This window comes from Pseudomonas sp. NY15181 (assembly GCF_048068055.1).
Lineage (GTDB): Bacteria > Pseudomonadota > Gammaproteobacteria > Pseudomonadales > Pseudomonadaceae > Pseudomonas.
The window spans coordinates 263,675-277,412 of the sequence record NZ_JBLUPT010000006.1 but is presented as its reverse complement, the minus strand read 5'-3'; the positions used below and the strand labels follow the sequence as shown (position 1 = coordinate 277,412).

Below are 13,738 nucleotides of genomic sequence, written 5' to 3'. Positions count from 1 at the left end.
ATCACGGAAGGGCACTCCCTCCAACGCCCTCCCCGCGAGTCTTTCCGTCCTGCAAGGCCAGAACGCGACCTCAGGAACTCGCTTCATAGCGGCCTGAGTGCCCCCCCTCCTTTGCCAGCAAGTCCCTGTGCCTCATCAAGCGCTGGAGCCGCCTCCGGCCTCGTTGAATATTCTGTTCTCATCGAAACATATACCCGAACACCAGAATTTTCAGACGGCAATAACAACCTAATCCTATTGTCCTCCCCGGCGCGTATAAAAATAATTCAATGATCGACGGGCCCAGAAATCTGCCACGATTTCTAATCACCCTAATATCGGTTCCTGTTCCCTCATTTATTGCGCCCGGCGTAGCCTGGCCTGAAGAACTCGACAATCGCGGGAAACCAGCGTTCTTGCATCGACGGCACCATTCGCAGCGACATGTTCAATTTCACACAAATGTATATAAAGCGACTCCATCGCCGTTAATCATTTACCTAAACCCCCATCCACCTTATTTATTCAGAGCGCGCGCATCCTCATCCAAAAATCAATTCGAATAAGGGGAACAAGAAAAATCAATCAACTTCAGACACAAGCAAACAAAACACACTGACAAACTTTATTCAGGGAATCGAACCATGAAAAAGATCGAGCGCGAACATCTGGTCAAATCCGAACTGGCAGGCGGTTGCTGCAAGAAGAAAGCTGCACCGGCGCCTGCTCCTGCTCCGGCTCCCAATCCGAGCGGCGGTGGTGGTGGCAGAGGCTGATCAGTGATCTAAGCGGCCAATTCGAGAAGGGGCTGCTCGGCCCTACGGATCGAGCATAACGAATCACTTCGCCCCTCGGCCGTGCAGCGCTGCCCGACATCACCCCCCGGGCAGCGCGCCCCATTAGAAAGCTTCAGATTGCTTGCCACAACGTTGGCCACCGCCAAAGCCTTGCGCAGTACAGCAGGTCGATAGTTTGAGCACTCCAGTAGAAAAGCTGCCGCGTTTCACGGACGTTTCCTGGCGCTGGATCGCCTATTTCACTTCAACGGTCGTGACGTTCGCCGTCGTATTTGCGTTCTTCCAGGAAGTTGAACTCAAGCGGGACGTCCCTTGCGAGATCGTCTCGCCATCAGAGGTCAAAATCAGAGGACTGACGGGGCTGGTTACTGCCGTACAGGTCGCTTCCGGGCAGAAAGTGCATCAGGGGCAGCCGCTATTCCAACTCGCCCGCGATCTGACCCTGTCGAGCGACGGGACGCCCAGGCCAACGTTCGACGAAACGATGCGCGAAAAGCAGATCGCTACCGCTCAAGCCCAGCATGATGATCGCCTTGCGGGGCTCGACGGCCGCCTCCGGGCAATTGAGCTCACCCTCAGCGCCCGCGAACTGGAACTGCGGGCACTCGCCCAGCAGCAGTCACGAGCCCGTCAAATAGCGAGCGATGCCAGCAGAACGCAGCAACGTCTCGAAGGTCTAGTCGACTACGTGACAGCCGATCGCCTGGAGCAGGCCCGCCTGCAAGCCAATCAGAGCGCTGCCGAAGTCGCGCAGAGCGAAGGTCGGCGCCATTTGCTGCAAAGCGAAATTGAGACGCTGCGCGGCACCCAGAGCGAGCTGAAAGCAAACCAGCGAGAGACGGCAGCGCAGCTGGACCGTGAGGTCCAGGATATCCGCCTGCGGTTCGAGGCGAACAGACAGAACACTACCATCTACGCCCCGCATTCCGGTGTGATCACTTTCTCCAGCCTGGTCGAGGGGCATTCGCTGGCCATCGACGACGTCGCCCTGGTCATCAACTCCGGCAGCAACGCCCCTTTGGTGGCGGCATTGAACATTCCGTCCCGGCAACGCGGATTCATCAAGGAAGGGCAACTTGTACGACTCAAGCTGGACTCTTTCCCCTATGCCCGCTTCGGCACCCTCCCTGCATACATAAGCTCGATCTCGGACACTGCGATGAACAAGAGTGAAAGCACGGCGCCCCCTGCCCCTGGCAAATCCATGGAAATCAACAACTACATGGCCTGGGCGACGCTTTCGGGTGAAACCTTCGGCTCGGCCCGCAAGCCGCTGCGCATTCTTCCGGGCATGCGCGGTACCGCCAGCGTGGTCATCGAACGCCGGACCATCGCCGAATGGGTGCTGGCGCCGTTGTTCCAGATGCTGCGAGGTTGAGCGTGCGGGTCATCTACCAGAATGAAGTCGCGGACTGCGGCTATGCCTGTCTGGCCATGGTGCTGACGCACCTTGGAAGAGCAACGGAAATACGCGAAATCACGGCGCATCGTCCGCTTTCCGCCAACGGTCTGACACTGATGGACCTGTATGACGTGGCCACCGAGTTCGGACTCGCTGTTCAGGCCTTCCAGTTCGACGCCGACGACCTGCCCACTATCAAGCCGGGCTCGATACTGCACTTTGGTGGCGCCCACTTTGTGGTATTCGAGAAGTACCGACGTGGCCATGTGGTGGTAATCGATCCGGCATCCGGACGCCGCCGCCTCGGGCTGGACATGTTCCTGGCGAACACCTCCGGCTATCTTCTCGAATGTAGCCCCACTCCGGGCCTGCCTCGCATCAAGGCGCTCTCGCGCGTGCCCGGTGCGCTCGCCCAGGTCCGCGCCCTGAACCCCCAATTACGCGCGCAGATCGCCAAGCTAGCCTTCGTCGCCATAGGCAGCCAGTTCGCCATTCTCGCCATGCCCTATTTCGGCAACCTGGTGCTTGATCAGGTGGTGACCAGCGATAACCGCAATCTGCTGCACATCCTGGCCATCACCTTTGCCAGCATCTTTGCCATCGGCACCTTCAGCAAATTCGTTCAGACCTACCTGACTGCACTCGCAGGGACCCTCGTGAGCGTCAACGTCACCCAAGGCCTGGTGGGGCAATTACTGAAAAACCCTATTTCCTACTTCGAGAAGCGAAATGTCGGCGACTTGTTTGCTCGAATGAAGTCACAGGAAGAAATCAACGACTATTCGGTACAGACCAGTATCGCGCTGCGCATCGACCTCGTGGTCGCCGGCTTGGCCGTCGGACTCATGCTGATTCAGAGCGCTATCCTGGCTGTCGTTGCCCTGGCCATCTTCGCCCTGTACCTGGGCACCGCGTTCGCCCTCTACGTGCCGATGCGCGACGCTCATATGCTGGTTCTGGAAAAGTCGGCCCAGTGCGACGATACGCTGATCGAGACGATTCGCGGCGCCCCGCTGATCAAGCTGGCCTGCGGCGAAACCCGTCGCACCGCACTCTTCATGGCAAAGTTTCGAGCCAGTGCTGCTGCAACACTTCAAAGCGCAAAACTGACGGCTTTCCGTGATGCGGTTCTGAGGCTGGTGGAGTACGCCGACGTCATCGTCGTTACCTGGCTGGCCGCCGGGCTGTTGCTCGACGGCAAGGTCTCCGTAGGCGTTTTCTATTCGTTCATGATCTATAAGTCGTTGGCCTCCGAGCGACTTGCCCAGGCCATCAACGCCCTCTTCGGCCGCTTCATGCTGAGCGTTCCCGCGCAACGTGTCGCCGACATCATGGAGCATGAGCCCGAGCGCTACGCACTGCCGGAGCAGGCCGGCAGAACAGTTGAACTCCGCCACCTCGATTCCATACAGGTACGCGGCGTGGGCTTCAGCTATGGCATCTCCGACCGGGCTGTACTGACGGGCGTGTCCCTGGATATTGCCCGGAGTGACAAGATCGCCATCGTCGGTCCCTCGGGTGTCGGCAAATCCACGCTGTTCAAGCTGCTTTGCGCAGCCGAACCGGTGCAGCAGGGCGAGATTCGCCTGAACGGCGTGAGCTATGCGAACCTCGCCGTCGACGAAGTCCGCCAGCACATGACCCAGATGCGCCAGGGCGATCTGATCCTCAACGGCACTATTGCCGACAACATTTCCCTGTTCAGCGCCAATCCCGACCACGGGCGCATCAATCAGTTGCTGAAGGATGTCGGGCTTCTGGGCGACGTCATGCAACTGCCTTTGCGCACCCAGACCATCATCAGCGACTCGATAGCCAACATTTCCGCCGGCCAGCGGCAGCGCCTGCTGCTGGCGCGGGCGCTCTACCAGGACTCCGAGTTGCTGCTGCTCGATGAGCCCACGTCCAACCTGGACCCGGTCTCGGTCAATGCGATTGCCGACCTCCTACAACGTATCGATCGCACGCTGATCGTCATTACCCATGACCCGAGGCTTGCCTCCCGCTTCCAGCGCAGCTACCAATTGATCGATGGCAGGCTTCTGGACCGCTTGATTAACACGGGTGTGCAGGCGTGAGATGCGTGTTCTGGATGTGGCTCGGCCTTGTCCCTGCCGCTGCCTTCGCCGGCGAATTGCTGGCTGTCGTCAATGACGCAATTGTCCACGATGCCGACCTTTCCGCGGCTAACTCCGGGATCAGCATCGAGCGAGAGGAGGTACCGCTGGCGCGTGCGGCACTCCTGCCCCGGCTCGATGGCGGGTGGGGCCGCGCCTACAACCAGATCAAGACGGAAAACCAGCCAACCGCGAAATACTGGCAGAACGGTTGGATGATCACGCTCACCCAACCCGTGTTCGACTGGGAGCGCTGGATAGAACTACGCCAGGCGAACATCGCCAGCGCCAAGGCTGAACTGGAATACGCCAGCGCCTGGCAATCGCTGGTTTTGCGCACGGCGAACGCATACTTCGACTTGCTGGCCGCCTCCCAGGACCTGGGCCGCGCCAACGACTACCTTCACGCCGTGTCCGAACAGCATGACCTGATCCAGCGCTTGCGCACCGGTGGTGAAGCGACCGTCATCGATGTACAGGAAGCCCTTTCGCGCCTGAGCGATGCACAACTGCGCAGGCAGGATGCAATCCGTGCACTGGAGTCCCGTCGCCGCGCGCTGGCAGACCTGACAGGGCGTCCAGCCAGTCTGGACGCGGTAACCGGTCCGGCACGAACGAAACCCTGGTTGAAGTCCCAGAGCCTTCAGCAATGGGTCCGCCAAGCCGAGACGCGCAGCTTTGCCGTCCAGCTGGGTCAGCTGGAGGTCCGCAACGCCAGCGAAGTTACCGACAAGGCCCGTGCCCAGCGTTACCCGGTCGTCAGCCTCAGCGCCAGCCACTCGCCATCCGGAGCCGCCTCCGGCTATGCCGAGCCGACCACTACCAATACCGCCATGCTGACCATCTCGGCCCCGCTGTTTACCGGGGGAGCCAACCAAGCACGCATACGCCAGGCCATGGCCGGCGAAGAAAAGGCGGAATACAAGCTCCTGGCAGCGACGCGCAAATCTGCAGCCGATACCCGCGAGTGGTTCCAGCGCCTCGAATGGGCACGTGAACGAAGCAATTCGCTGCGGGATATCGTTCGTCTCAACGAGTCATCTCTGCAGGCCACCCGCCTGGGGTACCAGGCAGGTAGTCGCTCAAACCTCGATGTTCTGCGAGCTCAGGAACAGCTGTTCAACAGCCAAGGCGAACAGGCGAAGGCCCAATACCAGATGCTGACGGCCTTCCTGGCGCTGAAGGCCGAGGTCGCTTCGCTCAGTCTCGGAGACATCCAGGCGCTTGACGCGTGGCTGGCACCCGATACCCAGGAGAACTGAGATGCGCGCTCTCCGCTGGCAGGACCGATGCCTATTGACGCTATCTGCAGGCTCGCTCGAACGAATCGCACTGCTGTCCTGGGGACTACGCAGCCTCTTCAGCTCCAGGGCGCGCTGGCAAGGGCGATTACGCTACGAATGGGGAGTCGACAGTGCCTCGCTGAGCCCCCAGGACGCCTGGCGCACCATGGCCAGCGAAGAGATAGAGCGTCTGCTGGACCGCCGCATGCACCTGGGGCGACTGCATGGTCGGGGGGATCGTTGGCCGGAGCTTGAATCGACGGCTGCAGAACTGGCCGCAGTCATCCATGCCATTCACCGCGACTCGCCCGGCAGGCCCGTGATTGTCTCACCGTTTCACTACGTATCCGAATACGCCAACATCTATGTCGTCGATGCCCTGCGCGCAGCCCTGGGCCTGGCCGAGCTTGCAGTCGTGTCAGGCAGTCCGCGGGAAGCCTATGGCCGCCAGGAAGATATCCTGATACCGGGCTTGCGAATATTGCACACGCTCGATAGTGACAACCGGCCAGCCCTGGGCCTGCGTCTATTACGAGCGCTGAAACAGCACGGTGCGGCCATTCTGTTCAGCGACGTGCCACCTCACATGATGCAGCGATATCCCATGGAAACTGTAGAGGTCTCCATGATGGGACGCCCTGCGCGCCTGCACCGCGGAGTATTCCATATCGGAGGTCGCACCAACGCCGTGCTGCTCTGCTTCCACCTGACCTTCAGGCATGGCCGCTTCGGCCATCGGATCTTCGAACCAGTCGAGCTTCGCCAGGGGAATGCCCCTCAGCAGGTAGCTGACTACATCGAACAGGCTTATCACGACGCTTACCCGAACTGGATCCTGGCTGATCATCCGTCCCGCTACGGCTTCGCCCCGACCAAATGAACGGCAATCGAAGGAGCGGACCATGGCGCCAGGTACGACGATCCGCAATAAATCGGACTTACGACCATTCCATGAAACAAGTGCCCCCATCGCGCAATCTCTGCTGGAACGAGAACTTTCCCAACAAGCCGGAATTCCCATCCGACAGACGCTGCTCCATTAAAGCTTTATTAGTTATCCGGGCCGAATGCTCATCCAGAGCCATCGCCAAGATCCCACTTGCGCCCTCAAGAGCTGATCAATTAACGCAAAGGCAATAGCGGTCCGGCATGCAAGCAATTGCCGTCTTGTTCGACTGATACAGGATTACCGACATGGAAATGAGAAAACCTGGGAACCGGAATACGGCCCTGAAGATCGGGCCAGCTGGCTATGGCGCACTGACGCTACTGCTGAGCATCTGGAGCCAACAACTACTTGCTTCGAGCAATTGCAGTTTCACCGGTGGCGGGCCTGAAACTTTCACGTTTCCCAGCCCGATCTCAGTCCCCCGCGACAACACTGCCACCATGACCCCATTGTCCAGCTGGGTCAGCGGCGCGGCAGTAACCAATATTTATACCTGTACTTCCGATAGCAACACCAAGGTCGGTATCGGCCTTAAGTTTCCCAGCCTGGCGCAAGCAGGCAGCTATACGGAAGGCGGTCTGACCTACAAGGTTTTCAATACCGGGCTGGCCGGGGTCGGCATCGTCTACGGCTATCGACTCTATTCCGCGGGGCCCCATTGTGCCGACGCCGGCGGTATTAACGGATGGGGGCCATGGTCAGCGAGCCCTGGCGTCAACCCATACAACTTTGCCTATTGCTACAGCGTAGAGTCGACCTCCTCGACCTATGGTGCGCAATTGCAGGCCCGGCTGATCAAGACCGGTAAGATTGCCGCAGGCACCATGCCCTCGCTGACGCTCAGCTATACCGCCCTCTATACCGATGGAAACTACTCCACGGGCGTTGGCAGCACGAACTACCTCGTCAGTTCGGTGAACTTCCAGGCCCTGGGCTGCACTGCCGATGGCGCGGATGTCATCCTCGATGTAGCGAGGAAGGCGGATTTCACGGCGGCAACCAGCGTCAAGACCAAGCCTTTCCAGTTCACCCTGCGGAACTGTCCGGCCGGAATGAACAGCATCAAGTACCAGCTTGACCCGATCGGCACCATCATCAACGCAACCGACGGCACCTTCCAGAACGCCACAGGCACGGACATGGCCAAAGGCGTCGGCCTGCGAATCACCAATGAAGCCAATACAGCGCCCATTCGCTTCGGCGACGCCAGCTATGTGGTATCGGACTACAGCCCGACATCAGGCAACTCTTCCCTGCCCATCAAGATGAACGTCTCCTATTACCGGACCGGCACCGCCGCCCAGGTCACCGCAGGAAAGGTAAGGGGCACGGCTCAGCTGACGGTGTTCTATCTCTGAAAGCCACGAGCTCGTCAAAAGTACTACCGACGGGGATATCGGCGGCGGGACCAGTACCGACAGGTGATACCATGTTGGGCTGGCTGTCGCCGATCTGGGCATGACGCCGGATCATTGAATTCCAAGGAGCCCCCATGAAATACCTCACCCCCGAACAAATGGCCAAACCGCGCAAGCGCCGCCTGCTGAAGAAACTGCGCCTGGGCGAGTTCCAGGAATTCGGCTTCAGCCTGGAAGTGAACTACAGCGGCGACCTGGATGACGTGCTCGACCAGTGGATCGCCTTTGTCGAATCCGAAGGCTGGGTCTTCGTCGGCGGCGCCACCGAAGACGGTGAGTTCACCGGCTACCTGTGCCTGAACGCCGTCGGCAGCCTGACCGACGCCGACCGCGAAACCACCCGCCTGTGGCTTGAAAAGCAGTCCTGGTGCAAGTCCTTCGAGCTGGGCGAACTGAGCGACTGCTGGCACGGCCTGTTCGAGTAAACCCGAGCGCTCCCGGCGATCGCCCAGGCATCGCCGGAAGCAACCCTTCGCGTCATTTCGCCACGGTTGTCATCGCGTCCCGCCTCTGCGACCCTGCGCGGCTTTGAACAGGGAGCGGGTTGCATGGACGACATAGTCATCATCGGTAGTGGATTCTGCGGCACAGCACTGGCCATCCAGTTGCTGCGAAACACCCGGTGACGCAACAGCTCAGGCAAAGTCTCGACGATGCCGTCTGAGGCGGGAGGCGAAGCGCCTCTGACAGAGGCAGGGGCACCAGGGTTACGCTAGGCTTTCCCTCAGCGTTCCCTACCGGCACGGGTGCGCCCGATCCCTACAACAGGCCGGAAGTACACTGCCTCCAAGGACGCCATGCTAGAGCGCCAGCGCCTCCAGAACATTCTCAGTCTGGGCCTGCCGATCATCGGTGGAATGCTCAGCCAGAGCCTGCTCAACCTGGTGGATGCCGCGATGGTAGGTCATCTGGGCGAGAAGTCCCTGGCCGGTGTCGGCATCGGCAGCTACGCCAATTTCGTCGCGATATCCCTGGTGATGGGCCTGGGCGCCGGCGTGCAGGCGCTGGTGGCGCGGCGCCGGGGCGAGGGCCGCGTGGAGGACCAGGCCGCCCCGCTCAATTGCGGCCTGCTGGTGGCGCTGGGATTGTCGCTGCCAATCACCCTGGTCTGCCTGCTGTTCGCCGAACCCATCGTCCGCGCCCTGTCCAACGACCCTGACGTGCTGGCGGTCGGCATCCCCTACTTCGAGTGGCGTGCCCTTTCGGTACTGGCCGTGGGGCTGAACTTCTCCTTCCGCGGCTACTGGAACGGCACGCGCCGCTCGGGCATGTACATGCGCACGCTGGTGGTGATGCACCTGGCCAATGCGGGGATCAGCTACAGCCTGATCCACGGCCTGTTCGGCCTGCCACAAATGGGCGCGGTGGGTAGCGGGCTGGGGACGACCCTGGCGCTCTACCTGGGCTCGCTGATCTACGCCTGGATCACCTGGCGCGATGCCCGTGCCCAGGGCTTCTGTCCACGCCTACCGAGCGAGCGCGATATCCGCGTGATGCTGCGCCTGTCGCTGCCCAACTCGCTGCAGCAGTTCTTCTTCGCCGCCGGCATCACCCTGCTGTTCTGGATCATCGCCCAGGTCGGCACCCGCGAGCTGGCAGTAGCCCACGTGCTGATCAACCTGGCGCTATTCCTGATCCTGCCCGGCATCGGCCTGGGCATGGCCGCCACCACCCTGGTCAGCCAGAGCATGGGCGAGCGCGACTTCGACAGCGCGCACCGCTGGGGATGGGACGTGGTGAAGGTCGCCGCCTGCGGCCTCGCACTGCTGGGCTCACCGTTCTGGCTATTCCCCGAAACCATCCTGCGGCTGTTCGTCAACGACTCCGCGCTGATCGAGTTGGGCCGCCTGCCGCTGACCCTCACCGGGCTGGGGATGGTGATCGACGCCACCGCGCTGGTACTCACCCAGGCCCTGCTCGGCGCTGGCGCCACCCGCACCGTGATGGCGGTCAGCCTGGGCAACCAGTGGCTGTTCTTCCTGCCGCTGGCCTATCTTGTAGGCCCGGTCCTCGGTGGCGGCCTGTTGGCGATCTGGAGCATGCAGATTCTCCAGCGCGGGCTGGCCTCGGTGATCTTCGCGAGGATGTGGCAGAAGCGCGAATGGACCCAGATCGAACTCTAGCGGCTATTTTTCCAGGAGCAGGTTTCCAGGCGCTATGTTTCCAGGAGCCAGGCTCTGAGATAGGAGGTGCGAACGATGGACGATCAACAGAACAAGCCGCCAAGCTTCTGGCAGATGCTGCACAGCGTGCTGGCCGCCGCCTTCGGCGTACAGAGCGGGAAGAATCGCGCACGCGATTTCACCCAGGGCAAGCCCAGCCACTTCATCGCCATGGGCATCCTGTTCACGCTGGTTTTCGTGCTGCTGCTCTACGCCCTGGTGCAGCTGGTGCTGCACTTCGCCGGGGTCTAGGCAGGCTGGAAAGGCAAGGCACCGGGCGGGCCGCAGAGCGACCCGCCGGCACTGTTGTCACTGATGGCTGACCCAGTACACCGCGGTGGCAACCACCAACAGGATCAAGATGAACGCGGCACGCGCATCGACGACGCTGTCGCTGGTCTTGTTGGACGATTCTTCGCTCATGCTTCCCCCATGTTCTCGTTATTGGCTGAAGGACCACACCCGAGAGTTAAGACCAGCTCCGCCCGCCCCTCAAGGAGCCGCCCCTTTCCGCTATGCCGGCAAAGCCGTTAGGCTGCGCCTTCGACAAGAACAAGCGAAAAGCAATCAGGAAGGGCCATGCACCTGGACTCACTGCAAGACACCGTCGCGCCGGAAGGCGTCTGCTACGGCTGCGGCGGCAGCAACCCGCACGGGCTGCACATCAAGAGCCACTGGCACGAGGACGGCATCCATGTCGTCGCCGAGCACCTGCCCGAAGCCAAGTACTGCGGCTGGCCGGAACTGGTATACGGCGGGCTGATCGCCATGCTGGTGGACTGCCACTCGAACTGGACCGCCATGGCCTACCACTATCGCGCCGAGGGCCGCGAACCGGGCAGCCTGCCACGCATCGACTGCGTGACCGGGAACCTGGGCATCAAGTACATCAAGCCGACCCCCATGGGCGTTCCGCTGACGCTCAGGGCCCACGTCGAAGGCGAGGTCGGGCGCAAGAGCCGGGTCATCTGCGAGGTCTACGCCGGCGACGTGCTGACCTGCATCGGCGACTCGATCTTCGTGCGCGTCGACACCTCGCAATTGCGTGACGCCGCCCACGGCCGCGAAGCCTGATCCAGCTCTGCCGCGCCGGTGAAAGACGCCGGCACATCGCGGGACCTTGGTCCCAGCTCGAGGCACCGGCCCGCCTGTGTTTCAGCTCCGGCGCGGCATAGATCCAAAAGTTCTCGCCATATACTCAAACATCACTTTTACGCATATTCCCTAACTGGTATCGTGCGCCCCACTCCGCGTGGAGCGCGTTGCCGTGCGCGCTGGGATACGCAGTACGCCTGAGCGCTATAGCCTGACAGCAGGATGATTCATGTACGTATATGACGAATACGATCAAAGGATCGTAGAGGATCGCGTCAAGCAGTTCCGCGATCAGACCCGCCGCTACCTGGCAGGTGAACTGACCGGCGAGGAATTCCGCCCGCTGCGTCTGCAGAATGGCCTGTACATCCAGCGCTATGCGCCCATGCTGCGAGTGGCCGTGCCCTATGGCCTGCTCTCCTCCCGGCAGGTGCGCAAGCTGGCGCAGATCGCCCGCGACTACGACAAGGGCTACGCGCACATCAGCACCCGCCAGAACGTCCAGTACAACTGGCCGGAGCTGGAAGACGTGCCGGAAATCCTCGCCGAGCTGGCCACCGTGCAGATGCACGCGATCCAGACCAGCGGCAACTGCATCCGCAACACCACCACCGACCAGTTCGCCGGCGTCGCCCGCGATGAGCTGGTGGACCCGCGCCCCTGGTGCGAGATCATCCGCCAGTGGTCGACCTTCCACCCCGAATTCGCCCACCTGCCGCGCAAGTTCAAGATCGCCGTCAACGGCGCCGTGAGCGACCGCGCTGCCATCGAGGTGCACGACATCGGCCTGGAAGCGGTGAAGAACGAAGCCGGCGAGCTGGGCTTCCGCGTCTCCGTCGGCGGCGGCCTGGGCCGTACCCCGATCGTCGGCAGCTTCATCAACGAATTCCTGCCCTGGCAGCACCTGCTGTCCTACCTGGACGCCATCCTGCGCGTGTACAACCGCTATGGCCGTCGGGACAACAAGTACAAGGCACGCATCAAGATCCTGGTCAAGGCGCTGACTCCGGAAGTCTTCGCCCAGAAGGTCGACGCCGAATGGGCGAACCTGAAGGATGGCCCGAGCACCCTGACCGACGCAGAACTGCAGCGCGTGGCCGCGCACTTCGTCGACCCGGCCTACCAGGCCCTGGAAGACCAGGCCGCCGCCCTCGCCCAGCTGGACGCCGAGAACCCCGGCTTCGCCCGCTGGCGCACCCGCAACACCTTCGCCCACAAGAAGCCCGGCTACGTCGCCGTGACCCTGTCGCTCAAGCCCACCGGCGTGGCGCCTGGCGACATCACCGACAAGCAGCTGGACGTGGTCGCCGACCTCGCCGACCGCTACAGCTTCGGCGAAGTGCGCAACAGCCATAACCAGAACATCATCCTCGCCGACGTCGAGCAGGCGCAGCTGTTCACCCTCTGGGGCGAACTGCGCGAAAACGGTTTCGCTACCCCCAACGTGGGCCTGCTGACCGACCTCATCTGCTGCCCGGGCGGTGATTTCTGCTCCCTGGCCAACGCCAAGTCGATCCCGGTGGCCGAAGCCATCCAGCGTCGCTTCGACGACCTGGACTACCTGTTCGACATCGGCGACATCGACCTGAATATCTCCGGCTGCATGAACGCCTGCGGCCACCACCACGTGGGCCACATCGGCATCCTCGGCGTGGACAAGAAGGGCGAGGAGTTCTACCAGGTCTCCCTCGGCGGCAGCGCCAGCCGTGAGGCGAGCCTTGCGCAGATCCTCGGCCCGTCCTTCGCCCAGGAGCAGATGGCCGACGTGATCGAGAAGATCATCAACGTCTACGTGGAGCAGCGCACCGAAGAGGAACGCTTCCTCGATACCTACCGTCGCATCGGCATCGACCCCTTCAAGGAGCGCGTATATGCAGCGAATCATTAAGAACCGCGAGGTTGTCGACGACCGCTGGCACCTGCTGCCCAAGGACGCGACCCTGGAAACCGTGCCCAACTGCGACGACGTGATCATCCCGCTGAACCTGTGGCTGGAACACGGCCCCGCCCTGCGCGGCCGTGACGGTGGCCTGGGTGTATGGCTGGACGCGGACGAAGAGCCAGAAGCCATCGCCGAAGACCTGGACAAGTTCCAGGTAATCGCCGTGAACTTCCCGGCCTTCACCGACGGTCGTGGCTTCAGCAGCGCCCGCCTGCTGCGCGAGCGCTTCGGCTACAAGGGCGAAGTACGCGCCATCGGCGACGTACTGCGCGACCAGCTGTTCTTCATGCAGAGCTGCGGCTTCGACGCCTACGCCATCCGCGCCGACCGTGATCCGCATGACGCGCTGGCCAGCCTGGAAGACTTCTCCGAGGTCTACCAGACCTCGGTGACCCAGCCGCAACCGCTGTTCCGTCGCCGTCAGCTCGCCTGATCCGGCCGACCCGATTCAGCGACAAGAACAAGCCCCGCACTGCGGGGCTTTTTCCTATCTGCGAAGTACGCTTTTCGTAGGAGCGGACTCTGTCCGCGATGCCGCTGGCACGGTATCTATCGCGGACAGAGTCCGCTCCAACGAATACCAACCTGCGGCCG

General features: G+C 61.7%; 12 protein-coding genes. All 12 read left to right on the top strand.

Features of this window, described 5'->3' with window-relative positions:
* Positions 1-623 precede the first annotated feature (623 nt).
* The 12 genes from ACNFBT_RS16560 (at position 624) to ACNFBT_RS16505 (ending at position 13,577) form a co-directional block, all read left to right on the top strand.
* Entirely contained in the window at positions 624-755 is a 132-nt protein-coding gene (locus ACNFBT_RS16560) for a hypothetical protein (RefSeq protein ID WP_416751112.1), read from the top strand.
* 196 nt (positions 756-951) lie between these two features.
* Positions 952-2,154 (top strand): HlyD family secretion protein, encoded by a 1,203-nt coding sequence (locus tag ACNFBT_RS16555; protein WP_416751110.1) that lies wholly within the window; start codon positions 952-954, stop codon positions 2,152-2,154.
* 2 nt (positions 2,155-2,156) lie between these two features.
* A complete protein-coding gene (locus ACNFBT_RS16550; protein ID WP_416751108.1) occupies positions 2,157-4,256 on the top strand; it encodes a peptidase domain-containing ABC transporter in 2,100 nt (699 codons plus the stop codon).
* Between the two features lie 14 nt (positions 4,257-4,270).
* Positions 4,271-5,557 carry a TolC family outer membrane protein gene (locus tag ACNFBT_RS16545; protein ID WP_416751217.1) on the top strand — a complete coding sequence of 429 codons (1,287 nt, stop codon included), beginning with the start codon at positions 4,271-4,273 and terminating at the stop codon, positions 5,555-5,557.
* 1 nt (position 5,558) lies between these two features.
* Positions 5,559-6,458: a hypothetical protein gene (locus ACNFBT_RS16540; RefSeq protein ID WP_416751106.1), complete on the top strand. Its 900-nt coding sequence runs from the start codon at positions 5,559-5,561 to the stop codon at positions 6,456-6,458.
* 314 nt (positions 6,459-6,772) lie between these two features.
* Positions 6,773-7,885, top strand: coding sequence for a fimbrial protein (locus ACNFBT_RS16535; RefSeq protein ID WP_416751104.1), 1,113 nt, complete (start codon positions 6,773-6,775; stop codon positions 7,883-7,885).
* Between the two features lie 134 nt (positions 7,886-8,019).
* Positions 8,020-8,370: a 50S ribosome-binding protein YggL gene (locus ACNFBT_RS16530; RefSeq protein WP_416751102.1), complete on the top strand. Its 351-nt coding sequence runs from the start codon at positions 8,020-8,022 to the stop codon at positions 8,368-8,370.
* 372 nt (positions 8,371-8,742) lie between these two features.
* Entirely contained in the window at positions 8,743-10,068 is a 1,326-nt protein-coding gene (locus tag ACNFBT_RS16525; protein WP_416751100.1) for an MATE family efflux transporter, read from the top strand.
* 75 nt (positions 10,069-10,143) lie between these two features.
* Entirely contained in the window at positions 10,144-10,359 is a 216-nt protein-coding gene (locus tag ACNFBT_RS16520) for a DUF2970 domain-containing protein (RefSeq protein ID WP_416751098.1), read from the top strand.
* Between the two features lie 327 nt (positions 10,360-10,686).
* Entirely contained in the window at positions 10,687-11,181 is a 495-nt protein-coding gene (locus ACNFBT_RS16515; RefSeq protein ID WP_416751096.1) for a PaaI family thioesterase, read from the top strand.
* A gap of 250 nt (positions 11,182-11,431) precedes the next feature.
* Entirely contained in the window at positions 11,432-13,090 is a 1,659-nt protein-coding gene (locus tag ACNFBT_RS16510) for a nitrite/sulfite reductase (protein ID WP_416751094.1), read from the top strand.
* A complete protein-coding gene (locus ACNFBT_RS16505; RefSeq protein WP_416751092.1) occupies positions 13,074-13,577 on the top strand; it encodes a DUF934 domain-containing protein in 504 nt (167 codons plus the stop codon). The genes ACNFBT_RS16510 and ACNFBT_RS16505 overlap by 17 nt, the downstream gene beginning before the upstream one ends.
* Positions 13,578-13,738: the final 161 nt, after the last annotated feature.